General features: G+C 57.8%; 25 protein-coding genes. 8 read left to right on the top strand and 17 right to left on the bottom strand.

Annotation, left to right across the window (positions count from 1 at the left end; genetic code table 11):
- Positions 1–4: 4 nt before the first annotated feature.
- Together QRN31_RS01870 and QRN31_RS01865 are read left to right on the top strand one after the other, a co-directional pair.
- Positions 5–586, top strand: coding sequence for a DinB family protein (locus QRN31_RS01870; RefSeq protein ID WP_285429819.1), 582 nt, complete (start codon positions 5–7; stop codon positions 584–586).
- Positions 587–688: 102 nt separating this feature from the next.
- The gene (locus QRN31_RS01865; RefSeq protein WP_285429901.1) at positions 689–1,180 is read left to right on the top strand and encodes a GNAT family N-acetyltransferase; all 492 of its coding nucleotides are present in this window, start codon (positions 689–691) and stop codon (positions 1,178–1,180) included.
- A 58-nt stretch (positions 1,181–1,238) separates the two neighbouring features.
- On the opposite strand, the gene QRN31_RS01860 is transcribed toward QRN31_RS01865, so the two are convergent.
- The 3 genes from QRN31_RS01860 to QRN31_RS01850 all read right to left on the bottom strand — a co-directional run bounded on the left by QRN31_RS01860 (position 1,239) and on the right by QRN31_RS01850 (position 3,770).
- On the bottom strand, positions 1,239–1,448 hold the full coding sequence (locus QRN31_RS01860) for a hypothetical protein (RefSeq protein WP_285429817.1): 210 nt from the start codon (positions 1,446–1,448) through the stop codon (positions 1,239–1,241).
- A 199-nt stretch (positions 1,449–1,647) separates the two neighbouring features.
- On the bottom strand, positions 1,648–3,393 hold the full coding sequence (locus tag QRN31_RS01855; RefSeq protein WP_285429816.1) for a phosphoethanolamine transferase CptA: 1,746 nt from the start codon (positions 3,391–3,393) through the stop codon (positions 1,648–1,650).
- 194 nt (positions 3,394–3,587) lie between these two features.
- On the bottom strand, positions 3,588–3,770 hold the full coding sequence (locus QRN31_RS01850; protein WP_222586996.1) for a DUF6026 family protein: 183 nt from the start codon (positions 3,768–3,770) through the stop codon (positions 3,588–3,590).
- 270 nt (positions 3,771–4,040) lie between these two features.
- Between QRN31_RS01850 and gnd the strand changes: the two genes are divergently transcribed.
- The 3 genes from gnd to QRN31_RS01835 are packed head-to-tail and all read left to right on the top strand — an operon-like array spanning position 4,041 to position 7,368.
- The gene (gene gnd / locus QRN31_RS01845; RefSeq protein ID WP_285429815.1) at positions 4,041–5,021 is read left to right on the top strand and encodes a phosphogluconate dehydrogenase (NAD(+)-dependent, decarboxylating); all 981 of its coding nucleotides are present in this window, start codon (positions 4,041–4,043) and stop codon (positions 5,019–5,021) included.
- Positions 5,018–6,541, top strand: coding sequence for a glucose-6-phosphate dehydrogenase (zwf, locus tag QRN31_RS01840; protein ID WP_285429814.1), 1,524 nt, complete (start codon positions 5,018–5,020; stop codon positions 6,539–6,541). The genes gnd and zwf overlap by 4 nt, the downstream gene beginning before the upstream one ends.
- The gene (locus tag QRN31_RS01835) at positions 6,538–7,368 is read left to right on the top strand and encodes an HAD family hydrolase (protein ID WP_285429813.1); all 831 of its coding nucleotides are present in this window, start codon (positions 6,538–6,540) and stop codon (positions 7,366–7,368) included. Before zwf ends, QRN31_RS01835 begins: the two co-directional genes overlap by 4 nt.
- A 109-nt stretch (positions 7,369–7,477) precedes the next feature.
- On the opposite strand, the gene nhaB is transcribed toward QRN31_RS01835, so the two are convergent.
- The 3 genes from nhaB to QRN31_RS01820 all read right to left on the bottom strand — a co-directional run bounded on the left by nhaB (position 7,478) and on the right by QRN31_RS01820 (position 10,850).
- Positions 7,478–8,980 carry a sodium/proton antiporter NhaB gene (gene nhaB, locus QRN31_RS01830; protein ID WP_285429811.1) on the bottom strand — a complete coding sequence of 501 codons (1,503 nt, stop codon included), beginning with the start codon at positions 8,978–8,980 and terminating at the stop codon, positions 7,478–7,480.
- Between the two features lie 77 nt (positions 8,981–9,057).
- Positions 9,058–10,347 carry an NHL repeat-containing protein gene (locus tag QRN31_RS01825; protein ID WP_285429809.1) on the bottom strand — a complete coding sequence of 430 codons (1,290 nt, stop codon included), beginning with the start codon at positions 10,345–10,347 and terminating at the stop codon, positions 9,058–9,060.
- 236 nt (positions 10,348–10,583) lie between these two features.
- Positions 10,584–10,850, bottom strand: a complete 267-nt coding sequence (locus tag QRN31_RS01820) for a hypothetical protein (RefSeq protein WP_285429808.1) — start codon at positions 10,848–10,850, stop codon at positions 10,584–10,586.
- A gap of 342 nt (positions 10,851–11,192) precedes the next feature.
- On the opposite strand from QRN31_RS01820, the gene QRN31_RS01815 reads away from it, so the two are divergent.
- Positions 11,193–12,518 carry a sigma-54 dependent transcriptional regulator gene (locus QRN31_RS01815; protein WP_285429806.1) on the top strand — a complete coding sequence of 442 codons (1,326 nt, stop codon included), beginning with the start codon at positions 11,193–11,195 and terminating at the stop codon, positions 12,516–12,518.
- A gap of 99 nt (positions 12,519–12,617) precedes the next feature.
- On the opposite strand, the gene fapF is transcribed toward QRN31_RS01815, so the two are convergent.
- From fapF to QRN31_RS01770, 9 genes are all read right to left on the bottom strand, one after another.
- The gene (fapF, locus tag QRN31_RS01810) at positions 12,618–13,898 is read right to left on the bottom strand and encodes a fibril amyloid transporter FapF (RefSeq protein WP_285429804.1); all 1,281 of its coding nucleotides are present in this window, start codon (positions 13,896–13,898) and stop codon (positions 12,618–12,620) included.
- A 46-nt stretch (positions 13,899–13,944) separates the two neighbouring features.
- Positions 13,945–14,697 carry a fibril amyloid subunit FapE gene (gene fapE, locus QRN31_RS01805; RefSeq protein ID WP_285429802.1) on the bottom strand — a complete coding sequence of 251 codons (753 nt, stop codon included), beginning with the start codon at positions 14,695–14,697 and terminating at the stop codon, positions 13,945–13,947.
- 32 nt (positions 14,698–14,729) lie between these two features.
- Positions 14,730–15,410 carry a fibril amyloid maturation endopeptidase FapD gene (fapD, locus tag QRN31_RS01800; protein ID WP_285429801.1) on the bottom strand — a complete coding sequence of 227 codons (681 nt, stop codon included), beginning with the start codon at positions 15,408–15,410 and terminating at the stop codon, positions 14,730–14,732.
- A 63-nt stretch (positions 15,411–15,473) separates the two neighbouring features.
- On the bottom strand, positions 15,474–16,754 hold the full coding sequence (gene fapC / locus QRN31_RS01795; protein WP_285429800.1) for an amyloid-like fimbrin subunit FapC: 1,281 nt from the start codon (positions 16,752–16,754) through the stop codon (positions 15,474–15,476).
- Between the two features lie 51 nt (positions 16,755–16,805).
- Entirely contained in the window at positions 16,806–17,378 is a 573-nt protein-coding gene (fapB, locus tag QRN31_RS01790; protein WP_285429798.1) for a fibril amyloid subunit FapB, read from the bottom strand.
- A gap of 1 nt (position 17,379) precedes the next feature.
- A complete protein-coding gene (gene fapA, locus QRN31_RS01785) occupies positions 17,380–17,817 on the bottom strand; it encodes a functional amyloid chaperone FapA (RefSeq protein WP_285429797.1) in 438 nt (145 codons plus the stop codon).
- Positions 17,818–18,147: 330 nt separating this feature from the next.
- Positions 18,148–18,672, bottom strand: coding sequence for an AAA family ATPase (locus QRN31_RS01780; RefSeq protein ID WP_285429899.1), 525 nt, complete (start codon positions 18,670–18,672; stop codon positions 18,148–18,150).
- Entirely contained in the window at positions 18,669–19,232 is a 564-nt protein-coding gene (gene pnuC, locus QRN31_RS01775) for a nicotinamide riboside transporter PnuC (RefSeq protein WP_285429795.1), read from the bottom strand. The genes QRN31_RS01780 and pnuC overlap by 4 nt, the downstream gene beginning before the upstream one ends.
- 101 nt (positions 19,233–19,333) lie before the next feature.
- Complete coding sequence (locus QRN31_RS01770) at positions 19,334–20,968, bottom strand: methyl-accepting chemotaxis protein (RefSeq protein WP_285429793.1); 1,635 nt, start codon at positions 20,966–20,968, stop codon at positions 19,334–19,336.
- Positions 20,969–21,255: 287 nt separating this feature from the next.
- On the opposite strand from QRN31_RS01770, the gene QRN31_RS01765 reads away from it, so the two are divergent.
- Positions 21,256–22,086, top strand: coding sequence for an undecaprenyl-diphosphate phosphatase (locus QRN31_RS01765; protein ID WP_222586980.1), 831 nt, complete (start codon positions 21,256–21,258; stop codon positions 22,084–22,086).
- Positions 22,083–22,514, top strand: a complete 432-nt coding sequence (locus QRN31_RS01760) for a DUF1294 domain-containing protein (protein ID WP_285429791.1) — start codon at positions 22,083–22,085, stop codon at positions 22,512–22,514. Before QRN31_RS01765 ends, QRN31_RS01760 begins: the two co-directional genes overlap by 4 nt.
- Positions 22,515–22,525: 11 nt before the next feature.
- Here the strand turns inward: QRN31_RS01760 and QRN31_RS01755 are convergent, their stop codons facing one another.
- Both QRN31_RS01755 and QRN31_RS01750 read right to left on the bottom strand, forming a co-directional pair.
- Positions 22,526–22,885 (bottom strand): MmcQ/YjbR family DNA-binding protein, encoded by a 360-nt coding sequence (locus QRN31_RS01755; protein WP_285429789.1) that lies wholly within the window; start codon positions 22,883–22,885, stop codon positions 22,526–22,528.
- Positions 22,882–23,790: a LysR substrate-binding domain-containing protein gene (locus QRN31_RS01750; RefSeq protein ID WP_285429788.1), complete on the bottom strand. Its 909-nt coding sequence runs from the start codon at positions 23,788–23,790 to the stop codon at positions 22,882–22,884. The genes QRN31_RS01755 and QRN31_RS01750 overlap by 4 nt, the downstream gene beginning before the upstream one ends.
- Positions 23,791–23,851: the final 61 nt, after the last annotated feature.

The raw sequence follows: 23,851 nt of genomic DNA, 5'->3' as shown, positions 1-23,851 counted from the left end.
GAACATGAATCAGCCCCTGTCTCATCATTTGCTGACCATGGCTTATCAGAACGCCTGGGCCAATCACCGACTCGCCAAGGCCTGGGGCCAATTGAGCGCTACCGAACTGGTGGCGCCGCGTGTCAGCTTCTTCCCCAGCATCAGGGCCACCCTCAATCATATCCTGACGTGCGACTGGTTCTACATGGATGCGCTGGAGCGCGAGCTGCGCGGTGATGAGCCGCACCCTGATTGTTATGTGTTCTTCGCCCTGGACGAGCCGTTCACCTCGGGCCCTGACCTGCAGTGTGAGCAAGCCCACGTGGACCGTCGACTGATTGCCTACTGCGAACAGTTGCGCGATGCGGACCTAGGGCGAATGGTGACCATCGCCCGGGAAACGCCGCAGCATGACAGTCGTTTGCGCATGCTTTCCCATCTGTTCGAACACCAGATTCATCACCGTGGCCAGGTGCACGCCATGCTCAGCGGCACATCGGTCAAGCCGCCGCAGCTGGACGAATTTTTCTGCGCCGGAGAGTCAGATTTGAGGGCCGCTGATTTTGCCGAGCTGGGGTGGACTGAAACGCTGATCTGGGGCGTTTGAGGCTGGTTCGGGTTGTCGACGATTGCGTCTCGCGATAATGTCCGTCGACCTCCCGGCGCGAGAGACGCGTCGGGGCAACCAGATGGGATGTTGACGATGGAAATGGAAGCCCCAGAAGTACTTGTCCTTCAAGCCAGCTACACCAATCCGGTGCACGCCGAAGCGATCGGTGTCGTGCTCAATGCTTACGCCCAGGACCCGATGGGCGGCGGGCACGCCTTGCCCGAGGACATTGTGCTGCGATTGCCAGGTGAACTGGCCAAGCGTCCCCACGCCTTCAGTGTGCTGGCTTTTGTCGATGGCGAGCCGGCCGGGCTGGTCAATTGCTTTGAAGGGTTCTCGACCTTTGCCTGTCGGCCTTTGGTCAATGTGCACGATGTGTCGGTGGTGCCGAAGTTTCGCGGCCTGGGGCTGAGTCAGAAGATGCTGCGAAAAGTCGAGGACATCACCCGCCAGCGCGGTGGCTGCAAGATCACCCTGGAAGTCCTTGAAGGCAATACCGTCGCGCAGGCGTCCTACGGCAAGTTCGGTTTTGCCCCCGGCATGTTCGACCCGGCCCATGGCCGAATGCTGTTCTGGACCAAGGACCTTTAACCTCGCTTCTATCGAGCACAAAAAAAGGGCGTCCATCAGGACGCCCGTCTGCCATCGTTTATTTCGGCCTATAGGTTTCGGTGACCTGTGCGGTTTGATCGTCCGGAACCCTCAGCTCAATCACTTTGCGCTGGATGCCATTGGCCTGCTCTTGTTTAAAACGCAGGCTCTCGAAGTAATACCTCATGCGCTCGGCGCCACCTTCAGCCAAAGCAGCGGCCGAACCGAACATCAACAGACTGGCGAGGATCAGCGTTATACGTTTCATGGTGTGCCTCCCACTACGGATATCGGGTGCGTGTCTTCCATGAGTCAATGTCGCCGGGACATTATCCGCCGAATCGGTGAGTTGGGAATTAACCGCCGCAAAGCTTGCAGTCCAGGCTAACGAGAATTATTGATATTTTAGAATGTGTCCTGCCTGGCAGCGGACACAAAAAAGGGGCCGGAACCGGCCCCTGAAAGGATTACTGCTTGGCGACTGCCGGATCGGCCGGCGCGGCCTTGGGTTTCATCAGGCTGAAGTCGATCAGCGGACGCACTTGACGCTCGTAAGGGTTACCGATCATCAATGGTCGCGGCTTGAAACTGTCGCTGACCAGGCTTTTGCTGCGGTCCAGTTCATCAAAACTCAGGCCCGCCAGATCGGCCCAGGTATGGATCAGTTGCGAGCTGCTGTAAGGCCGCCCCAGGTCACCGGCCAGATTCCAGTCGTGGGTCTCACGCCATTTCGGCGAGGCCCATGCCATGAACGGAATGGTGTACATCGGTGCGGTCGGTTTGTTTTCGTTGCGGCCCAGTGTGCTGTGACCCGCTGAGTCGAATACGTCTTCACCGTGATCGGAGAGGTACAACAGGAAGCCGTTCGGATCGGACTTGGCGTAGTCCTTGATCAGGCTTGAGACCACGAAGTCGTTGTACAGCACCGCGTTGTCATAACTGTTGTACGTCGGCACTTGATCGTCACGCACACCGTCCGGCACACCTTTGCGGTCGGTGAACTTGTCGAAGGCAGGCGGATAACGGTATTGATAGCTCATGTGCGTGCCGAGCAAATGCACCACGATCAGCTTGCGCGGCGCGGCGTCTGCCAGGGCCTTGTTGAACGGCTCGATCACGTCGCCATCGTACTGGGCGGCGTTCTGGTTGCGGTTATTGTTCAGGTACACCTGCTCGTCAGCCTGTTCGGAGAAGGTGGTGAGCATGGTGTTGCGCTTGGTCATGGTCTGCTGGTTGGTGATCCAGAAGGTTTTGTAGCCTGCCTGTTTCATCATGCTGACCAGCGATGGCGTGGTCAGGTAGAGGTCCGGGTTTTCCTCATCGGCGAAGGTCAACACCTGTTGCAACGCCTCGATGGTGTAAGGGCGCGGGGTGATGACGTTGTTGAAGACCGCCAGTTGATCCTTGAGCTTGTCCAGTTCCGGCGTGGTTTCACGCGGATAGCCGTAGAGGCTCATGCGCTGACGGTTGGTCGATTCGCCAATCACCAGCACCAGGGTGGCGGGCTGGTTGGCCATCGTGTCCGTGAGGTTTTTGAGCGGCGCAATCTTGCTCGCGCTGTTGAGCATGTCTTGCATGCCGGCGAGCGTCTGGAGGTAACGGTGATAGGCCACGGCCATCTGCCACGGCACCGCCGGCTCTACGCGGGTCTCGAATTTATCGAAACCATCGGCGAAGCTGCCCGTGCGCGCGGTTTGTTTGACCAGCGGATAACCCACCACGGCTACCAGAATAGCGGTAGAGGCGACCCAGGCCTGCCAGCGCGGCAGGTACACCGGGCGCAAGCGCGTCCACAGGAAATAGGCGAACAGGGTGTGGGCGAGGAACGCCGCCACCATCCACCAGGCGAAATACTGGGTCATGTATTCGCCCGCTTCAGCAATGTTCGATTCGAACATGATGAAGATGACGCTTTGGGAGAATTCCTGCTGATAGATGAAGAAGTAACCGAGGCTGGCCATCGAGCAGGCCCACAACACTACGCCGATCACTGCAGCCATTACCCGTGTTTGCCGAGGGAACAGCAGCATCGGTGCGAGCCAGATGGCGCTCATCACGAAGGCCTGGCGGAACCCGCTGAAACCCGAGGTGCCCGTCAGTTGAATCAATAGTTGGGTGATGCCGGAAAAATACCAGAAGAACAGGAATAACCAGAGAAAACCGGTCCAATCAAAACCTTTCGCAGTCGTATTGCTGCGGTTAAACAAAGCCATTCAGCGCTCCAGCCAAGTATTCACTTCGACCGTCGAGCCTCCCTGCTATCGACGAGCGGAAGCCGCGCGCATACCGCGCGGCCATAGGGCGGCGGAGTATCAACAGGTAAATGTGAAAAATTCGTGAGTTTAAGGCTTGGCGGGTGCGTTGCATCGGAAACAGCAGGGCACTGTTTCCGATTCAGGCGAGCGGATCAGGCGTGGGGAGCACGCTGGGTGACGGGAAAATTCTGGGCGGGGGAGCTTTGTGTGAGTAAGCGCAGCTGCGCGAGCTCCTGCTTCAGCAGGTCGCGCTCTTCTTTCAACTGGCGCAATTCATCACGACGGATCGTGACATAGAGGGTTTGTGCTGGCCGTGCTGCTTGTACTGTGCCCATTGCTCACCTCGCAAATGGCTATCTCAACTGTAAATCCGCCCCGACGTCGGTGCTTATTTACTATCGGCCGTGATTTTGATTTCTTTTGCCCATGAATGGAACTTTTTTATTTTTCATGGTCGGTGTGTCTTCGGCGCGATTACCGACGTTATCAATCAGGATCGGGCACAATGCCCGGAAACTTAGCGCCAATGCTCTGGACTAACCCACATTGGTCGCGTTGGGCTATAACCTTTGACACACATTATTTGTAGTAGGGAGCATCAGCACATGCAACTCGGGATTATTGGACTGGGCCGCATGGGCGGCAATATTGCGCGTCGCCTGATGCTCAACGGGCACACCACCGTTGTCTATGACCGCAATACCGCCTTCGTCGACACCCTGGCAGCGGAAGGCGCCAAGGGCGTCATCGACCTGCCGGCGCTGGTCGCAGGCCTGGCCAAGCCACGTGCCGTGTGGGTCATGCTGCCCGCTGGCGCGCCGACCGAAGACACCATCACCGCCCTGAGCACCTTGCTCGAAGCCGGCGACACCATCATTGACGGCGGCAACACCTTCTATAAGGACGACATCCGCCGCGCGAAAATCCTGTCGGAGAAAGGCCTGCACTACATCGACGTCGGCACCTCCGGCGGCGTCTGGGGCCTGGAACGTGGTTACTGCATGATGATTGGCGGCGAAGCCGAGGTGGTGAAACGCCTTGATCCGCTGTTCGACAGCCTGGCGCCTGGCATGGGTGATATCCCGCGCACCAAGGACCGCAAATCGGACGACGATCGCGCCGAACGCGGTTACATCCATGCCGGCCCCGCAGGCTCGGGCCATTTCGTGAAGATGATCCATAACGGCATTGAATACGGAATGATGCAGGCCTTCGCCGAGGGCTTCGACATCCTCAAGACCAAGGCCAGTGAGCAACTGCCGGAAGATCAGCGTTTCGACCTGAACGTGGCCGACATCGCCGAAGTCTGGCGTCGTGGCAGCGTTGTGTCGTCCTGGTTGCTCGACCTGACCGCCGACGCACTCGCCAGCGATCCGAAGCTCGACGGTTACTCAGGTTCGGTGGCTGACAGCGGCGAAGGTCGCTGGACCATCGAAGCGGCCATGGAGCAATCGGTACCGGTTCCTGTTCTGTCGAACTCGCTGTTCTCGCGTTACCGCTCCCGTGGGCAAGGCACTTTTGGCGACAAGATTCTCTCTGCCCAGCGCTTCGGCTTTGGCGGCCATGTGGAGACTTCGAAAAAATGACTCGCTTGATCCGCAATAAATCCAAGGCAGAACCCGCTCCACCGACCACGCTGTTTTTATTCGGTGCCCATGGTGACCTGGTCAAGCGTCTGCTGATGCCGGCGCTGTACAACCTGAGTCGCGACGGTCTGCTCGGCGATGGTTTGCGGATCATCGGCGTTGACCACAACGCCATCAGCGACGAAGCCTTTGCGCAAAAGCTCGAAGATTTCATTCGCGCGGAAGTGGCGGCCAAGGTCGGCAAGGGCGATCAAGTCCTTGACCCGGAGTTGTGGGCCAAATTGGCCAAAGGCATCAGCTACGTCCAGGGCGACTTCCTGGACGACAGCACTTATCAAGCGCTGGCGGAAAAAATCGCCGCCAGCGGCACCGGCAACGCGGTGTTCTACCTGGCCACCGCGCCACGTTTCTTCAGCGAAGTGGTGCGTCGTCTCGGCGCCGCCAATTTGCTGCAAGAGACGCCTGAAGCCTTCAGGAGGGTGGTGATCGAAAAACCGTTCGGCTCCGATCTGCCAACAGCCGAAGCCTTGAACGCCTGCTTGCTCAAGGTCATGTCGGAAAACCAGATCTACCGGATCGACCATTACCTGGGCAAGGAAACCGTTCAGAACATTCTGATCAGCCGGTTCTCCAACAGCCTGTTCGAAGCGTTCTGGAACAACCATTACATCGACCACGTGCAGATCACCGCCGCCGAAACCGTCGGCGTGGAAACCCGTGGCAGTTTTTATGAACACACCGGCGCCCTGCGGGACATGGTGCCCAATCACCTGTTCCAGTTGTTGGCGATGGTGGCAATGGAGCCGCCGGCAGCCTTTGGTGCCGATGCGGTGCGCGGCGAGAAAGCCAAAGTGGTGGGCGCGATTCGTCCTTGGTCCACCGAGGAAGCCCGGGCCAACTCGGTGCGTGGGCAATACACCGCCGGCGAAGTCAACGGCAAGCGGTTGCCGGGTTATCGCGAGGAAAACAACGTCGCGCCTGACAGCAACACCGAAACCTACGTCGCGCTCAAAGTCATGATCGACAACTGGCGTTGGGTTGGCGTGCCGTTTTACCTGCGCACCGGCAAGCGCATGAGCGTGCGCGACACCGAGATTGTCATTTGCTTCAAGCCTGCGCCGTACGCGCAGTTTCGCGATACCGAAGTGGATGAACTGCAACCGACCTATTTGCGGATTCAGATTCAGCCCAATGAAGGCATGTGGTTCGACCTGCTGGCGAAGCGCCCTGGCCCGGCGCTGAAAATGGCCAATATCGAACTGGGTTTTGCCTACAAGGATTTCTTTGAAATGCAGCCGTCCACCGGCTACGAAACCCTGATCTACGACTGCCTGACGGGCGATCAGACGCTGTTTCAGCGCGCCGACAACATCGAGAACGGCTGGCGCGCCGTGCAGCCCTTCCTGGATGCCTGGCAGCAGGACGCGAGCGTGGAGCGCTATGCGGCTGGCGAAAACGGTCCGAAGGCCGGCGATGACCTGTTGACTCGCGACGGTCGCGTCTGGCACGGCCTCGGATGAGTGACGTCACGCCACAATCCATCCGTTTTCTGCTCAGCGACATGGACGGCACGTTGTTGCTGCCCGATCACAGCCTCAGCCAACGCACGATAGAGGCGGTTCGTTCATTGCGCGAGGCTGGCGTGCTGTTCAGCCTGGCCACGGGCCGCCCACCCAAAGCCATGTTGCAGCAGATTGAAGCCTTGGGTGTCGACCTGCCGACGGCGGCGTTCAACGGTGGCACCCTCGTCAATCCCGATGGCAGTGTGCTGGTCGCGCATTATTTGCCGGCCACGGCTGCGCTGACGGCGTTGGCATTGTTTGCCGATCTGCCGGACATCGAGGTCTGGGTGTTCAGCGGGGGCGACTGGCTGCTCAAAGATCCACACCGTCCAATGGTTCCCCGGGAACAACATGGCCTGGGCTATCCGCCCGTGGTGGTCGAGAGTTTCGAGCCGTACCTTGAGCGTATCGACAAGATCGTTGCGGCCAGTAACAACGCTGAGCTGTTGATCGAGTTGGAAGCGCAATTGTTGCCGAAGGTCGAGGGGCAGGCGCAGGTCTCGCGCTCACAGCCGATCTATCTGGACGTGACCGCGATGCAAGCCAACAAGGGCGCGGCGTTGGCGACACTGGCCGCGTTTCTCGGTGTCTCGCTGGAGCAGACTGCCGCGATGGGCGATGGCGGCAATGACCCGGCGATGTTTCATCGTGCCGGATTGTCGATTGCCATGGGGCAGGCGGAAGAGGCGGTCAAGCTTCAGGCCGATGTGGTGACGGGCGCCAATACCGAAGATGGCGCCGCGCAGGCGATCGAGCGCTATATTCTCCCTCGCCAGTTCACCTGAAAACCCATGTGGGAGTGAGCCTGCTCGCGATAGCGGTGTGTCATTCAACATCAATTTTGACTGACACAGCCTCATCGCGAGCAGGCTCGCTCCCACAGTGGGTCGGTGTTTACAGCCAGTAACTCACTGCGTACCAGCCAAGAACCCCCATTACGACGGTGTAAGGCAATGCCATCCACACCATCCGCCCGTACGACAGGCGGATCAGCGGTGCAATCGCCGACGTCAGCAGAAACAGAAACGCCGCCTGACCATTGGGTGTCGCCACGCTCGGTAGATTCGTCCCGGTATTGATCGCAATCGCCAGCGTTTCGAAGTGCTCACGGCTCATGTGGCCGGAGATGAACGCCTGTTTCACTTCGGTGATGTAGATGGTTGCCACAAACACGTTGTCGCTGATCGCCGACAGCAAGCCGTTGGCGATGAACAACATGCCGGGCTGTTGATCGGCCGGCAGCGCCAGCACCCACTGGATCAGCGGCGTAAACAGCTGCTGATCGTGAATCACCGCGACCACTGCGAAAAACACCACCAGCAATGCGGTAAACGGCATGGCGTCCTTGAATGCATTGCCGATGCGATGCTCTTCGGTAATCCCGGTGAATGCGGTGATCAACACAATCACCATCAACCCGATCAGCCCGACTTCAGCAATATGAAAAGCCAACCCGGCGATCAGGATCAACGCCGCCGCGCCTTGGACCAACAGGGCGGCGCGCTGACGTGAAGTGCGTTGTGCGTTGTCTTCGTCGGCGTAGTTGGCCAGCACCGTGCGCACGTTGTCCGGCAGCAGCGTGCCGTAACCGAACCAGCGCAGCTTCTCCAGCAGCACACAGGTCACCAGACCTGCAGCCAGCACCGGGAGCGACACCGGGGCAATCTTCAGAAAGAACTCGGAAAAGTGCCAGCCCATTTCGTGGCCGATCAGCAGGTTTTGCGGTTCGCCGACCAACGTGCAGACACCACCCAACGCCGTGCCCACGGCGCCGTGCATCAGCAGGCTGCGAAGGAACGCGCGAAATTGATCAAGGTCACCATGATGGAGTGTGGGCAGGTGCTGGTCATCGCCGAACTCGCTGTCCTGGCGCGGGTCATTGCCCGAGGCGACGCGGTGATACACCGAATAAAAGCCAACGGCGGCACTGATGATCACTGCCGTCACCGTCAAGGCATCGAGGAACGCCGACAGAAACGCCGAGAGAAAGCAGAACATCAAGGCCAGCAGCGCTTTTGAGCGCACGCCCAGCAACAGGCGCGAGAACAGAAACAGCAGCAGGTCTTTCATGAAGTAGATGCCCGCCACCATGAACATCAGCAGCAAGATCACCGGAAAGTTGTGCACCAGTTCATCGTAAAGTGCCTGCGCCGTGGTCATTTTCAGCAGCAGCGCTTCAATCAGCAGCAAACCACCAGGCATCAGCGGATAACACTTGAGCGCCATGGCCAGTGTGAAAATGAACTCCAGCACCAACAGCCAACCGGCCGCCACTGGCCCGACTGTCCATAACACCAATGCATTGATTATCAGGAAGCTGACAATGCTTGCTTTGTACCAGCGGGGAGAGTGGCCGAGAAAGTTGTGCGCGAAGGCCTGAGCCATTGAGCCGGACATCGGCTACTCCTTGTCTTAAGAAGCGCGCAAGTTGCCGGAAGCGACAGGGAAGATCAAGTGTGTAACAACAAGTTGGCTCAACTGAGATAACGAACGACAACCGCTCGGTAATTGCCGTCCAGCGAATAGCCGCCGACAACAATACCTCCGTCAGTTTGAACGGCCACGGAGGTGGCCATGTCCAGGCTAAGACCAAGAGGGGTACGGACCCAACAGGTGCCTTCGGCAAAGCCGGGGTCCGGCTGTCCAGCGGGTAGATACCGGGCCAGCAAAAAGCCGGCTTCAACCCCGTCGAGGGTGCCACCGACCGCCAGCACCCGGCCATCTGGCTGCAACTGGGCGGCGTTCCATTGGCTGGGGTTGCGGCCAATGTGCAGCAAGTGTGGCTGGCCATTGTTGCAATGGATATCCGGACGGCCGTTGCTGTGCACTTTCAGCGCCAGGCAATGCATCGGTTCGCGGCTGCTGCCAAAACACTGCAAATCGCCATTCTCCAGTTGCACGATCTGGCTGATGTGCGCGCTTTTACCTTGGATATCGAAGGTCATCAGACCATCGACGGCGAAGCGCTCATCCAGGCTGCCGTCGGGCAGATAGCGCGCCAGCAAGGCTTGTTCGGGGAAACTGATCGATCCGCCCACCATGATTCGGCCGTCCGCCTGCAGCATCAGACTGCTGAGCCAGGAATTCATCAGCAAATGCCTGACCATGACAAAGCCGCGGCCATTGAAGGTCGTGTCCGGTTCGCCCACGGCGTTGAGGCGTATCAACAGGCCAGCGTGATCGGCTTGTTCAAAATAGTGATTGGCCAGCAACAGGATCGCGCCGTCAGCTTGCACCTTCACAGCACAGGTCTCAGCCCCCGGTCTGCCAAAAGGCCCAGAGGCATCGCGCCGGCCTTGGGACAGATTCCCTGGTAGACGTATGACGCTGTAACCCTTGTCGCCAAAACCGTGGACCGGGCGGCCTTGTTCGTCGAAGAGTGCCAGGGCAGGCAGTGTTCGATGGGCATCTTCATAGTGCAGGCCGGCCAACAGGATGTTGCCGTTGGCCAGGACCTGAACGCTGCCCGCCATAGCTTCATGACCGCGCTGAAATGGCCCGATAACGCTCCCGTGAGCGCCAAAAGACAGGTCCGCCGAGCCGTCGGCCAGCAAACGGGCCAGGCCGAAGTAATGACCACTGCGAGTGCCGACTTTCGCCGCCACCAGCACACGACCCTGTGCATCAATCGCCACGCTGTTGGCGATGCTGTAAGTGCTGCCGGCGAAATACACTTGGGTTTTGCCAGTGCAGGCGAAGCGCTTGTCGAGTTGGCCGGCAGTGTAAGGCGATGCAGGCAGGGCAACAGCAGTCTGGTGTGGCATGCGCGCACCTCCTTGCGAGCTGACCTACTCCCGGGGGCGGGAGGGGAATGGCCAGTGCAAAACATTCAATCCTTGAATGATCGATAGCACAACGGTCACAACTAACTGGTGGAGGGTCGTTATGTGCCAGAACAGTGTCTTTTCGAACCAGTGGCAAGCCTGCCAAGTAATAAAGCAAAAAAGATCGTCCCGGCGCGGCCTGGACGATCTTTTTTTAAAGCATTAACACACGTTGTTTAGTGTGGCATCGACCACGATTGCAGTATGTAACCTTCCTGGCTCAGTTCGGTACGAGCCTCTTCAAGAAGGTGTTCCAATTGCGTCGGGTCGGTGTAGGCGCTGCTCGGGATCTGTGTGCGGCCCAGTGGGGTGCTGGTGCGATCGATCACCGTCAGGCTGAGTTCGCCGTTACCGTCTTGTGGCGCCCAGGCTACGCATTTAAAGGGCTTAAATGCGCGGTCGGCAATCAAAAGAGCTTCGTTGATACGGAGCGGGGCGGTCATGGGATCTTCTCTCTCTATGCCCAATCAGGTGACAGGCCGTCGGTTGGGCTTACCGTTCGGCTGGTTACTTGTACTGATGCCCGCAACCGGGGGGCAGGTCACACAGATTCGGCAGAAATTTCAACTTTCTTTCATATACTCATTGAGTGAGGCGTTTTTGAAAGCTTAATGAAAGGTTGAACTCGTTAGGCAACTAACAAAGCGCCTTCTTATAACTAATTAACTAACAACCCTATAGACAAACGGTACAAGGCACCGTCAAATTCTTGCTAATGTTACAGCCAGGCCCGCCAAACGACTGTTTTTAATAATATTTCTCAAATTTGGCGCCAAGGAACAGTCATGATCGAAACGCCCGCGTTGCGACGTCTGTTAGTAGTGGACCCGTGTGACGACTGCCATCGTCTGTTGCCGGGTTTACGCTCTGTCGGTTGGGATGTTGATAGCTGCACCTTGGAGAACGCGGCCGAGCGCACCTGCGACGTTGGCCTGTTGCGATTACAACCTTTTCATCTGGAACACCCGGAAGCCGTCAAAGAGCTGATCAGCCACAGCGGCACCGAGTGGATCGCCGTGCTCAATCAAGAAGTCCTGCGGCTGCAGAATGTCGGCGACTTTGTTTGCGAATGGTTTTTCGACTTCCATACCTTGCCGTTTGACGTTTCGCGGGTACAAGTCACGCTGGGACGAGCGTTCGGCATGGCGCGCCTGCGAGGGCAGGGTACGATTCATATCGATCAGCCCGAACACGAGTTGCTTGGCGACAGCAAGCCGATTCGCGAACTGCGCAAACTGCTCAGCAAATTGGCGCCTACCGAATCCCCGGTATTGATCCGCGGCGAGAGCGGCACTGGTAAGGAGTTAGTGGCCCGCACCCTGCACCGACAGTCCCAGCGCCACAACAAACCGTTCGTGGCGATCAATTGCGGTGCAATCCCCGAACACTTGATCCAGTCCGAATTGTTTGGCCACGAAAAGGGCGCGTTTACTGGCGCCCATCAACGCAAGGTCGGACGCATCGAAGCAGCGAACGGCGGTACATTGTTTCTCGATGAAATCGGTGACTTGCCCCTGGAACTCCAAGCCAATCTGCTGCGCTTCCTCCAGGAAAAACACATCGAGCATGTCGGCGGCAGCCAGCCGATTCCGGTGGATGTGCGGGTATTGGCGGCGACTCACGTTGACCTTGAGGCGGCGATCGAGAAAAAACGCTTTCGTGAAGACTTGTACTACCGCCTGAACGTGCTGCAAGTCGTCACCGCGCCATTACGTGAGCGCCATGGTGATTTATCGATGCTGGCCAACCACTTTTCCCATTTCTACAGCCATGAAACCGGCCGCCGCCCACGCAGCTTCAGCGACGACGCCTTGATTGCCATGGGCAAACATGACTGGCCGGGCAATGTTCGCGAGCTGGCCAATCGGGTTCGTCGCGGGTTGGTACTGGCCGAGGGCCGGCAGATCGAAGCCCGGGATCTGGGGCTGATCAGCCAGCACGCCATTCCCGCACCGATGGGCACGCTGGAGGACTACAAGACCCGCGCAGAACGCCAGGCCCTGTGCGACGTGCTTAACCGCCACAGCGATAATCTGAGTATTGCCGCCAAGGTACTCGGGATTTCCAGGCCGACGTTCTACCGTTTGCTGCACAAACACCAGATACGTTGAGTGGCCATTTTTAGTGAAAAGTTGTTGGTAAATGCTTTTTAACCCGTGTAGCGAGCAACAAAAAACCCGCCGAAAAGCGGGTTTTTTGTGGGCGCCGTATCAGAAGTAGTACGGGAATTTAAGGCTGAAGGAAAAGTCTGGCGAGTCTTCCGTCAGGCCAATGGCCAGGTTGGGAACAATCGTCAGCTTGTCGGTGGCGGCCAGTGTCATGCCGATGTTGAAGTTAGCCGAGTTGTAGTCGCTGTTGGTGATCGATTGCCACTCGCCACCGTTCGGTTTGATTTTGCTCTTGCGAGCGAACTGGTCGGTGAACGAAAAAGACATACTCATCTTCTCGTTCAAGGCGAACGCAATACCGGCGCCGACCTGCCAGGAATCGCCCAGTTTCACATCCCCAGGCACCTTGGAGTTGACCTGAGGGCTGATGTCGCTGAAAGAGTCCTGGATGTTGTAGGTATAGGCCAGGCTGCCGAACAGCACCGCCGGATCGAAGGTCTTGACCAGCGAGATTCCCGGAGTGACCGACCAGACACCATTGCCGGTAGGCAAGCTCTGGGGCACCGAAAGGTTATCGTTATTAGGGTCATTGACCAGCTTGATGCCGTAAGGGTCGTTACCGGTTGGTGCCTTGACGCGCAGTGTCACGACCGCGTCGGGCAGGTTGACCGACTCATCGAGAAACTTGTAAGCCACGCCGACGTTGACGTCACCGATGGTGGGGTCGCGGGTCACGGTTGCGTCAGACGTCACCGGGCCTGCACCACCAGCGCCACCGGAGGAATACGTCGATTCGCGATACACCACGGGAACGTTAATGTCGAACTGCCAACGTTGTGCCACGTTATAGCGAGCCGTCAGGTCCAGGGTCCAGTTGTCCGCCTTGATACGGTCAAGGTTGATGTTGCCGAGGAAAATCGAGTCCAGCGCCAGGAAGCCATTGAGCGTCAAGGCACGGGTGTCGTAGTGGGTGTAGGTCACGCCGGTTTCGAAACTGAACTTGCCACCCCCGAAGAAGCCGCTGGCTTCGTCATACAGGTTGGACACGCTTTGTGCAGGTTCAGAGTCGTCCTTGAGCGCCTGTCCATATGAACTGCCTGTGGTTCCCGGCGCACCGGTCGCCACCGTCTGACCGCCCTTGACCTTTTCGGCAGGGGATTTGGTCAGACGTTTGGGCGGTGGTGTCGCTGGTGTTTCTTCGACTTGGCGAACGCGCTGTTCAAGGACCATCAGCGCGTTCTGTTGTGCTTCGTAACGCTGTTTCAACTCCATGAGTTCTTGTTTTAATAATTCGACCTGAGGGTCCGGTGCTGCGTAAAGCAGTGTTGCCGGGGTCAGGCTACTTAAACAGACTATAGCTCTGAGCGTTAGCGATCGATGCATGGGTTAGCCGTCCCTTCAAATGACTTCCGATGAGACTGAGCGTAGATCAGAATCCGAGCGCGCGAAGACCTTTGAGTTGATCGAGATTGCCGCTCACCGATCCGGCTGACGGCACGTTGTCACGCAATACGACATTGAATGAGGTTAGATTACGGACCTGGTTGCTGCTACCCAGCAATGTGGTGTTCTGCATCAGGCCACCTTGGGCCAGGCGTTGAATGGTATTGCCCTGATTGTTATTGGCCACGATGTTGAGTTGCACACCCGAGCCGGTTGAGGAAACGCTCAGCGAACCCGCGCCGTTGGTGCCGGATAACGTCGAGCCTGCGGCCAATGCCTGGCCCTGTTGTTGCGTTACTGGCGCCTGGTTAGCCTTTGAGACGTTGATATCAACGTTGTTGTAGGCCGTGTTGTTGTCGCCGGCAGCGCGTACGACTTGAGTGACGCCTTCGGTGCTGTTGAGGCCGCTGCCGCCCGTGACGCTACCGGTACCGGTACCGGAGCTTTGTGAGTGCGTTGAACCACTGCCTTTTTCATTGATCATTGATACATAAAACTGTGGCTTGATGGTTGATTGTTGGATTTGCATCGATGAAGTAGCGCCGATTACTTCACCGTTGGCATTTTGCCAACTACTGGTCATGACGATGCCGAAACTGACGATTCTTCCCGGCATGACAAAGCGGCCGCGCAGGGTGGCCAGTTCCTGATCCTTCAGTTCGATGGGTTTGAAAGGTTGTGCCTGGGTTGGCAGGCTGGCGGCCAGACAGGCAACGGCCAGCCAGATTGGAGTCTTCATTGGATGCTCCCGGAGCTTCATGCTCCTTATCATTAGAAGAAATCGCTTTGGATGAATCCGAAGTCCATCAACTCGGCATCCGGCACCGGGCTGAAAGCGTTGATGCGGTTCTTGGCGGTCAGTGGCAGGGGTGGGTCGAGCAACGCATTGGCTTTGTCATAGCCCTGACCGATAACGGCAAATACGATGCCGTTCCAGCCTTTGATAAAGTCGTCAAGTTTGTAACGTTTATGACCCAGTACCGGATCTCCGATATAGACCCAGTCGTCATGAACTCTTTGCAAGACCACAAAATGTTTGTAGCCGCGGATATCCATGAGAACCACAACGGGGATTTTGATTTCGCTCAACGTTTCATTGGCTACCCGGTAGCCGCGGGCACGCATGCCGATACTTTCCACGTAATGCTTCATGTCGAGCATGGAGAAGCCCTGGACGCGGACAAGGTTTTGATCGGAGTGTGCCAACATGCCTTCGATGATCTGTTCTTCATTCACGTCCAGCCAATAGGCCTGGCGCAAAATGGTCGCGAGCGCAGCGGCACCGCAACTGAAGTCGGTTTTTTGTTGCACCAGGTCGGCAAATTTACGCTCACGTATGCTCTGGACCGGTTTGTACACCACCGCGCCGCCCGGCAGGACGGAAAGTGGCATTTGTGCAGCCTCGCTCACACTGGCTACGCAAAGCAAAAATGCCAAGATGATAATGCGCATGGTGGGGTGCCTTCAGGTTGTGGCTGAAAAAGGCCCCCGTAAGGGGGCCTCCACCGTCAGCAGTTAGAACGAGTTGTTGGAAATGGCCAGCGAGTTGCTTTGTTGGTTGCCCACACCGGCAGCTACGTTGACGCCGAGGTTGCCGCTGCCGCCATTCACCGAACCGCTCAGGGTTGCAGTGTTGGTCACAGGGTTGGCCCAGCCAGTTGGAGTCAGCACTTGATAAGAGTAGGTTTTGCTCAAATCATACGAGCTGCTTTCACTGAAGCTTTTCGATTTATCGTACTGGGACTCTTTCGATTTGCTGCCCGATTTTTCGAAGGAAGAGTTGAACGATTTCTCAAACGATTTTTCGTGAGATTTGTCGTACGACTTATCGACCGATACGTTGAGCGAGGCATCGAGCGATGCAGTCAGCGAAGCGTCAGAAGACGAGCTGCTGCTGCCCGAATGGTGATGGCCATAATCCCACGAAGCATTTTTCGACGCTTCGACCGCAGCGTCCAGAGTAGCGCTCAAGGAAGCGTTCAAAGAAGCGCTCGAGGAACCGCTTGCATGAGAGGAGCTAGAGCCACTGGCATCGAAGCTCTTCGAACCACTCACGTCAAAGCTCGAAGAAGAGCTGTTGCTTCCTTTTGCCTCAAACGACTTGTCCTTGGAGAAACTGCCGCTGGCTGTTTGGGTAACGGTCAGCGTATCTACACGGTAAGTCCGATCAGCGTTGTTTTCCACAACGAGGCCAGGGCCTTGTTGGTCGGCGGAGGCGGTAGCAGTTGCGTTACCCAGTGGAGCATTGGTATTGGCAATTGCCATGGTGTTTTTCTGTTGGTTCAGGTCGCCGCCAGCAATGTTGATACCCATGTTGCCGCTGCCGCTGTTGCCCGATCCACTCATGTTGGCAGAGGCAGTGCTGCCGTAGTTGTATACCTTGTTGCCGTTGCTGTATTGCTTGACGCTTGCGGTAGCGGAGGCGGTGCCGAACACGAAGCTGTTATCGGTAGCAGCGGCTGCGGCGTTAGCAATGGCGGCGGCGTTGTCTTGTTGGTTGCCGTCGCCGGCAGCCACGTTGACGCCGACGTTGCCGCTGGTGCCTGTGGCAGAACTGCTCATGCTGGCGTCGTTGACAGTCCCTTCGTTACGGATGCGATTGTTGGTACTGCTTTGGTTATCCCACGCATTCGCCGTCGCGTAGACCGGGATTTTGGTTGGAGGAGGGGTGTGATGACCATTATTGTGGCCATTGTGGCCATGATGGTGGTCATCAGTCTGTCCAGCTTGTACAGCAACAGCCATGACCGCAGCAATTGCGAAAACCAGAGGCTTGATTGCCATCGAAGGTTTCATGGTGATTCTCCGTACTTATTTTAGGTTAAGTGTTGTTTCTACCTGTTTGGGTCAATCCGCGACCCGTACGCTGAGGGTGTTTGCCATTCGATTACCCACCCCCGCGCTCTGATTCAACTGAATCACCCCACGGCTACCGGTGAAGGCCTGATCGCTGGTAGCGACCTGGCGATAGCCGGGTGCAGAGTCAGTTGCATCGGAGTTGTTGATCAGCGCCACGTTCTGTTGCTTGAGGACACTGTCGTCGATACTTTGCGGCTGCGTACCAATGCTGATGCGCAGTGCGTTGGCTTGCTGGTTGCTGGCGCCCGCGCTCTGGTTCACGCCCAGTGCGCCGTTGCCGTGGCTGAAGGAGTTGCCCTGGATGCTGGACTGAGCATCGATCCTGGGATCGACCACAGAGCGCAGCCGTTGGCGAATTTGTGTGGTCGCGTTGGCATCATGACCAATGGCAAAAGCACGGGCATTGGCCTGTTGCTGCTGGTCGCCCGCAGCCTGGTTGACCGTGAAGTTGCCTTGGTACTGAGCGCCCGATCCGTCGATGTCGGCGTTGTTGATGACAGGAGGTTGGGCGAATGTCGATGCACTGCAAAACATGGCGATAATCAGCAGCGAACGATTCATCTCAACGGTCTCCCGTTATGATTTTCAGAGCACCCAGGCCCTGCTGGACGTTTGAATTGACCATGTTGGCGATGCCGCTGCCCGAGTTTCCCGAACGTCCGGCAGGGAGGTTCGAAAGCTGACTCTGACTGCTGATATTGCCGCCCAGATTGTTGGTGTTTTGAGTGACCAGGCGGGAGATGCCTGCACCACTGGCGACATTGGCAAAGTCGCCGTCGCTCAGCTCGTTCGTTTGGCTGAGGATTTGTTTGGACGGGTTGGCGTTGACGGTTGTGGGGCTCGGGTCGGGGATCAATGGAGGAACGGTTGCGTTGCGGGGCTGGACATCACGTTTGATGGTGATGATGCCGTTGTCAGCCTGTACGGGCAGGCAGACACTTGAGCCCAGTGCGCATCCGATCAGCAAGAGGCTAAAGATGCTGTTATCAAATTTCCCCACGGCGGCAATTCCTTCTGTAATTGGACGCTGGCCCTTTTCAGCGTTGCGAGGTAGAGAGCAGAAGGTGTGCCGGTTTTTACTTTTCTTTTAAAAACAGCGGGTTGGGTTTAATTATCGAGACAGTCAAAAAAAATGTGTAAAGCCGCTGAAACAGAGCCACGCAAAAGCGCCGTCAATACTGGCGGCGCTGCTCGCTAAGGGCTTTGAATGCAGGTTGTATCAGCGGCTTAACATTTTTTTGCTGGCGTGAAGGGGCCGCTTTAAATCGCGGGTTTGCGCAAGCAGAGGTGTTTCAAAAATGGACAGTTGCGATAAGGCGGGCAAGCCCTGTCAGGCGTTGAGCAAATGCGTTACCGCCTCGAATGACGCTTGCTGTCGCTGTTTCCAGTCACCTTCCACTACCCGGCAAGGCTGGCGGTGCTGGTCAAGCCATTGGCGGCTGGCCTGGAAAAACGCCTGGCGTTCTGCCAATTGCGGTTGGCAACGCTGCCCGTCGTCATACCAGGCAACGGTTTCAGGACTGAGCAGCAAATGCAGGTCGTAACGCCGCGCCAGCAACGCTTGCTCAATCCACGGCGGGCAAGCGCCAAACAGCGTGTGACTCCAGAGGATATTGCTCAACAGGTGCGTGTCGAGAATCAACAGTGACGGTTGTCGGGCGCGAGCTTCATCCTCCCAGGTCAGTTGGCCATGAGCTATCACCGAGATGTCATCGTAGCGGGTTTCTCGGGCTTCGCTGTCGATAAAGTGCCTAACGTACTCACTGACCAATATGCCGCCAAACTTGGCGTGAATCTCGCTCGAAAGCCAACTTTTGCCGCTGGATTCCGGACCTGTAAGCACCAGCACTTTCATGTGCGCAACGCCGGGTCGGCGCGCCATTCACGCCAGCCTTGCACAGCCAGGAGCAGGAAAAGGGCGTAGAGCGAGGCGGTCAAGTACATGCCTTTATAGATGAACAGTGCGACGAAAATCACATCGACGGTGATCCACAGTGGCCAGCACTGCACGCGTTTTTGCGCCATCCACAGTTGCGCCACGAGGCTGAATCCGGTCAGTGCAGCGTCAAGCCAAGGCTGCGCGGCATCGGTCCAGTGCGCCATGGCAGCACCCAGCAGCAGGCTGCCGATGGCGCCGACCGCAAGGCCCGAGGCGATTGATTTTGCGTCGAGTCGACTGACTTGCCGACCGGCATTCGCCTCACCCGCGCGGGTCCACTGCCACCAGCCATAGAGCTGCAGCGCGGCATAGATCACTTGCAGGAGCATGTCCGAATACAGCTTCACTTCAAAAAAGATCCAGCTGTAAAGCAGCACCATGACCAGGCCAATCGGCCAGCACCAGGGGTTCTGTTTGACCGTCAACCAGACGGCGATCACGCCGAGGGCGGCGGCAAACAGTTCAAGCCCGGACATGGGGGTTCCTTGGGGAAATCGAAGAGGGGGCGGATTGTACCGGCAGGCGCTGCCAAGTAGAACCGCCTGTAGCAGCTGCGGCAGCTGCTACAGGGGCATTGCTACACGCGAAACTGCTTGAGCAATTCGTTCAACTGCTCGCTCAAGTCCTTGAGCCGAACGCTGGCCATACTCGATTGCTCGGCCGCCAACGCCGTGCTGTGGGACAACCCCGCAGCCTGCGTGACGTTCTGATTGATGTCTTCCACCACATGGGCTTGCTGCAACGTCGCACTGGCAATCGAGGCATTCAGTCCATTGAGATTGCGCAAGGCTTGCCCGATCGCATTCAGGCTGGCCCCGGCCAGGCCTGCCTGTTCAATGGTCAGTTGCGAGGCGCGGCTGCTGTCGCCGATCACTTTGACCGCTGCTTCGGAATGGTTTTGCAGGCGTTCGATCATCGACTGGATCTCTGCCGTGGACTTTTGGGTACGCTGGGCCAGCAGGCGCACTTCATCGGCCACCACCGCAAAGCCACGGCCTTGCTCACCGGCCCGTGCCGCTTCGATCGCCGCGTTGAGCGCCAACAGGTTGGTTTGCTCGGCGATGGAGCGGATGACCTCCAGGACACTCCCGATCTGCGTGCTTTCAGCGGCCAGGGTGCGGATCACCTCGACGGCTTGATCGATGGTGCCGGACAGTTTGTCGATCTGCTGCAAGCTGCCATCAATGTTGATTTGTCCCTGTTGTGCCTGAGATTCGGCATCGCGCATTTCGCTGGCCGCATGCTCGGCGTTCTTGGCCACATCCTGCACGCCATAAGTGACTTCGTTGATCGCGGTCGCCACGAGCTCCATTTGCTGGGATTGTTGCTGACTGCGTTGCTGGGCCTGAGCCGCGTCGTTGCCCAAGTCGCTCGACGACTGGCCCAGCGCGCTGGCGGAGACTTGCAGTTGACTGATCACCCCTCGCAGCTTGGCGGTGAACGCATTGAAGTGGCGAGCCAGTTGAGTGACTTCATCGCGGCCGTGGGTGTCGAGGCTGCGGGTCAGGTCGCTCTCGCCGCTGGCGATATTGGCCATGGCGTTTACGGTGTCCTGGAGCGGGCGCACGATGCTGCGCGCAATCATGATCACCAGCAACGCCATGATCAGCGCAATCACCAGGCCGACGACAGAAGCCTGCCACACCTGGCCATAGAACTCGGCCTGCATGTCATCGATGTAGACACCAGAACCAATCACCCAACCCCATGGTTCGAACAGTTTGACGTAGGAGGTTTTCTCGACCGGGGCGCTGGCACCCGGCTTTGGCCAGCGGTAGTTGATCGTGCCGGCGCCCTTGGCCTTGGCGACGGCCACCATTTCGTTGAACAGCGCAAAACCGTCCGGGTCGCGGATCGCCGAAAGGTTCTGGCCATCCAGTTTTGGGTTGGCCGGATGCATGATCATCACAGGCGTCAAATCGTTGATCCAGAAATAGTCATTCTGGTCATAACGCAACCCGCGAACGGCCGACAGCGCTTGCTTCTGTGCAGCTTCGCGGGTCAGCGTGCCGGCCGTTTCCAGGTCATGGAAGTAGCTTAAAATGCCGCTGGCAGTCTGTACCACATGCTGGGTTTTCTGAGCCTTGCCCTGATAAAGGTCGTCGTGGATCTGCTTGAGCATCAGCACGCCCAACGTCAATAGCATCACCACCGAGACGATCAGGATGAGCCACAAACGTCGGCTGATCGACACATTGCGCAAGCTGTTCATAACGCTGTCACTCCGGTTCTTGTTCTTGTAATAAACGATGGCCAGCATCCAACCACGCTTTGGCCTATCGGGCATATGCGACCCAAGTCTCATGACGCGGCAGCGTTATCGTGGCTTGTCTGATAGGATTTCGGCCCCGCGCGAAGAAACCTGAATCCAAGTTGATTTTTCACGGGATTTTTACCGGAGTGTCTGGATCCTCAGCGCGCGGACTTCAGCTACGCTTGGCGCAGTCAACGCTTAAAAAATTTATGGGGCACGCCTTTTCGCATGCCTTTGGGGGATTGATGGATCTGTGGACCGCCTTTCAGGCATTGATTCTTGGGGTTGTAGAAGGGCTGACTGAGTTTTTGCCCATTTCCAGTACTGGCCACCAAATCATCGTGGCGGATTTGCTCGACTTTGGCGGTGAACGGGCCATTGCGTTCAACATCATTATCCAGCTGGGGGCAATCCTGGCGGTGGTATGGGAGTTTCGCCGCAAGATCCTCGACGTGGTGACCGGTTTGCCGACGCAGCCCAGCGCTCGCCGGTTTACTGCCAACCTGCTGATCGCCTTTATGCCGGCCGTGGTGTTGGGCGTACTCTTTTCCAACCTGATTCATGAATACCTGTTCAACCCGATTACCGTCGCAACGGCGTTGGTCGTGGGCGGGATCATCATGTTGTGGGCCGAGCAGCGTCAGCATGAAGTACACGCTGAAACCGTGGACGAGATCACCTGGAAAGATGCATTGAAAGTCGGCTTCGCCCAGTGCCTGGCGATGATTCCCGGCACTTCGCGTTCCGGCTCGACCATCATCGGTGGCTTGTTGTTCGGACTGTCGCGCAAGACCGCAACCGAGTTCTCGTTTTTCCTGGCCATGCCGACCATGGTCGCGGCGGCGGTGTACTCGGGCTTTAAATACCGTCACCTGTTTGTGCCGGCGGATTTGCCGGTGTTCGCCATCGGCTTCGTGACCGCGTTCATCTTCGCGATGATTGCCGTCAAAGCCTTGCTCAAGTTCATCGCCAGCCACAGCTATGCCGCGTTCGCCTGGTATCGCATCGTGTTCGGACTGCTCATCCTGGCCACCTGGCAGTTCGGTTGGGTCGACTGGGCCGCGGCGCGCCCATGAGTGACTCCAGCGCGCGCAACAACCCCGGACGCCGGTCCGGGGGAGAGCGGGTCCAGTATCCGCGGTTGAAACTGCTGGTATTGGTGATCCTGTGCGCGCTGCCGCTGACCGGCTCGGTGCGGTTATGGTTGCGTGGGGTTTCGCTGATTCCCCTGGCGGCCTACGGCATCGTCAGCGTGCTGGCGTTCTTTCTGTACTGGAGTGACAAGCGCAAGGCGCGTGCCGACAGTTGGCGCACCCCGGAAAACGTCTTGCACGCGGTGGAACTGGCGGGCGGCTGGCCGGGCGCCTTGCTGGCACAGCAAGTGTTTCGGCACAAGACCCGCAAGGTCTCGTTTCAACTGGTGTTCTGGCTCATCGTGCTGATGCACCAGGTCTTCTGGATCGACCAACTGTTCCTCGGTGCGAACTTGTTTGCCCTGGGCTGAAAGAGCGGGCCTTACAGCAGCAACCCGATTTGGGTGCGCTTGGGCAGTTTGCTCACCACCAATTGGTGGGAACGTTGCAGCAACCCTTGCAGCTCTTCGCTAGCCAGCGGGTAGGGCGTTTGCATGATGATCCACTGCGCCCGCGCCAGATACGGCGCCGGGTGAATCCCCGGACGGTCGCAGTGCCCCAGGAACAGGTCCTTGTCGACCTTGAACGCCAGGGATTCGCCGCGCAGGTTCTGCAAGGCGAACATCTTGTTGCCTGCAATCGAAAACACCCGAACGCCTCCCCACTTGTAGTCTTCCCGAGCGCCGGGCAGCGCGAGACAGAATTGCGCGACATCCTCTTCGCTCATGCGTCCAGCCTTCATATCAGTCGGTCCCCACACATATTGAATGATTCGATCAAATGGTCGATCCAGGCGCGTACCGCCGGCATCACCCCGCGCCGATGAGGGTAGACCGCTTGCAGCCAGCCGCCAGGCAGCGACCAATCGGGCAGTAACTGCACCAGTGCGCCGTTTTCCAGCTCCTGCTCGCAATACATCATCGGCAGCATGGTGAAACCCTGGCCTGCGAGGGTACAGGCTTTGCGCACGATGAAATCGTCGATACCCAATCGCGCCTCCAGACTCAATTCAACACTTTTGCCCTGTTGATCGAGCATGCGGATGTGCACCAGGCGGTCGGCTTCCAGCGCGCCGAGCACGGGCAGGGTTTTCAGGTCATCGGGGTGGTTGATCGCGCGCCCATGCAGGAAGGCCGGGCTGGCGACCATCGCCATCTGCGCCTGGCGCAAACGCCGCGTCACCAGCAACGGATCCTCATCGCCCAGTTCGCGCACCCGCAGTGCGACATCGACGCCTTCGTTCACCAGGTCGACGCGGCGATTGAGCAGCATCACTTCCAGTTGGACCTGAGGGTACTTTTCCAGGAACTTGCTGATTACCGATGGCAGCATCTCGTGGGCCAGTCCGACCGGGCAGGACACGCGCAAGCGTCCACGGGGTTCGCTGGACATACTGGCCACGGCTTCATCGGCCATCTCGGCCTCCAGCAGCATGGCCTGGCAGTGGCGCAGGTAACGTTCTCCCACGGCGGTCAGCTTCAGTTGCCGGGTGGTGCGTTGCAGCAGGCGCGCGCCGAGGCGTTCTTCCAGCTCGGCGATACGACGCGATAACCGGGACTTGGGAATCCCCAGCAGTCGCCCGGCGGCAGCAAAGCCACCGGCTTCGACCACTTTGGCAAAATAGTAGAGGTCATTGAGGTCTTGCATGGATGGCGTCCGATTGTTCTATCAGTGAGACGAACTATCGCATTATTGCGGGCTAATCAGC

The organism is Pseudomonas sp. fls2-241-R2A-110, assembly GCF_030209165.1.
GTDB lineage: Bacteria > Pseudomonadota > Gammaproteobacteria > Pseudomonadales > Pseudomonadaceae > Aquipseudomonas.
The sequence above is the reverse complement of the archived record's forward strand: the minus strand, read 5'-3'. Positions and strand labels throughout refer to the sequence as shown.

Coding starts and splice junctions, on each gene's coding strand:
- QRN31_RS01870 (WP_285429819.1), top strand. CDS start 5: ATGAATCAGCCCCTGTCTCATCATTTGCTGACCATGGCTTATCAGAAC.
- QRN31_RS01865 (WP_285429901.1), top strand. CDS start 689: ATGGAAGCCCCAGAAGTACTTGTCCTTCAAGCCAGCTACACCAATCCG.
- QRN31_RS01860 (WP_285429817.1), bottom strand. CDS start 1,448: ATGAAACGTATAACGCTGATCCTCGCCAGTCTGTTGATGTTCGGTTCG.
- QRN31_RS01855 (WP_285429816.1), bottom strand. CDS start 3,393: ATGGCTTTGTTTAACCGCAGCAATACGACTGCGAAAGGTTTTGATTGG.
- QRN31_RS01850 (WP_222586996.1), bottom strand. CDS start 3,770: ATGGGCACAGTACAAGCAGCACGGCCAGCACAAACCCTCTATGTCACG.
- gnd (WP_285429815.1), top strand. CDS start 4,041: ATGCAACTCGGGATTATTGGACTGGGCCGCATGGGCGGCAATATTGCG.
- zwf (WP_285429814.1), top strand. CDS start 5,018: ATGACTCGCTTGATCCGCAATAAATCCAAGGCAGAACCCGCTCCACCG.
- QRN31_RS01835 (WP_285429813.1), top strand. CDS start 6,538: ATGAGTGACGTCACGCCACAATCCATCCGTTTTCTGCTCAGCGACATG.
- nhaB (WP_285429811.1), bottom strand. CDS start 8,980: ATGTCCGGCTCAATGGCTCAGGCCTTCGCGCACAACTTTCTCGGCCAC.
- QRN31_RS01825 (WP_285429809.1), bottom strand. CDS start 10,347: ATGCCACACCAGACTGCTGTTGCCCTGCCTGCATCGCCTTACACTGCC.
- QRN31_RS01820 (WP_285429808.1), bottom strand. CDS start 10,850: ATGACCGCCCCGCTCCGTATCAACGAAGCTCTTTTGATTGCCGACCGC.
- QRN31_RS01815 (WP_285429806.1), top strand. CDS start 11,193: ATGATCGAAACGCCCGCGTTGCGACGTCTGTTAGTAGTGGACCCGTGT.
- fapF (WP_285429804.1), bottom strand. CDS start 13,898: ATGCATCGATCGCTAACGCTCAGAGCTATAGTCTGTTTAAGTAGCCTG.
- fapE (WP_285429802.1), bottom strand. CDS start 14,697: ATGAAGACTCCAATCTGGCTGGCCGTTGCCTGTCTGGCCGCCAGCCTG.
- fapD (WP_285429801.1), bottom strand. CDS start 15,410: ATGCGCATTATCATCTTGGCATTTTTGCTTTGCGTAGCCAGTGTGAGC.
- fapC (WP_285429800.1), bottom strand. CDS start 16,754: ATGAAACCTTCGATGGCAATCAAGCCTCTGGTTTTCGCAATTGCTGCG.
- fapB (WP_285429798.1), bottom strand. CDS start 17,378: ATGAATCGTTCGCTGCTGATTATCGCCATGTTTTGCAGTGCATCGACA.
- QRN31_RS01780 (WP_285429899.1), bottom strand. CDS start 18,672: ATGAAAGTGCTGGTGCTTACAGGTCCGGAATCCAGCGGCAAAAGTTGG.
- pnuC (WP_285429795.1), bottom strand. CDS start 19,232: ATGTCCGGGCTTGAACTGTTTGCCGCCGCCCTCGGCGTGATCGCCGTC.
- QRN31_RS01770 (WP_285429793.1), bottom strand. CDS start 20,968: ATGAACAGCTTGCGCAATGTGTCGATCAGCCGACGTTTGTGGCTCATC.
- QRN31_RS01765 (WP_222586980.1), top strand. CDS start 21,256: ATGGATCTGTGGACCGCCTTTCAGGCATTGATTCTTGGGGTTGTAGAA.
- QRN31_RS01760 (WP_285429791.1), top strand. CDS start 22,083: ATGAGTGACTCCAGCGCGCGCAACAACCCCGGACGCCGGTCCGGGGGA.
- QRN31_RS01755 (WP_285429789.1), bottom strand. CDS start 22,885: ATGAAGGCTGGACGCATGAGCGAAGAGGATGTCGCGCAATTCTGTCTC.
- QRN31_RS01750 (WP_285429788.1), bottom strand. CDS start 23,790: ATGCAAGACCTCAATGACCTCTACTATTTTGCCAAAGTGGTCGAAGCC.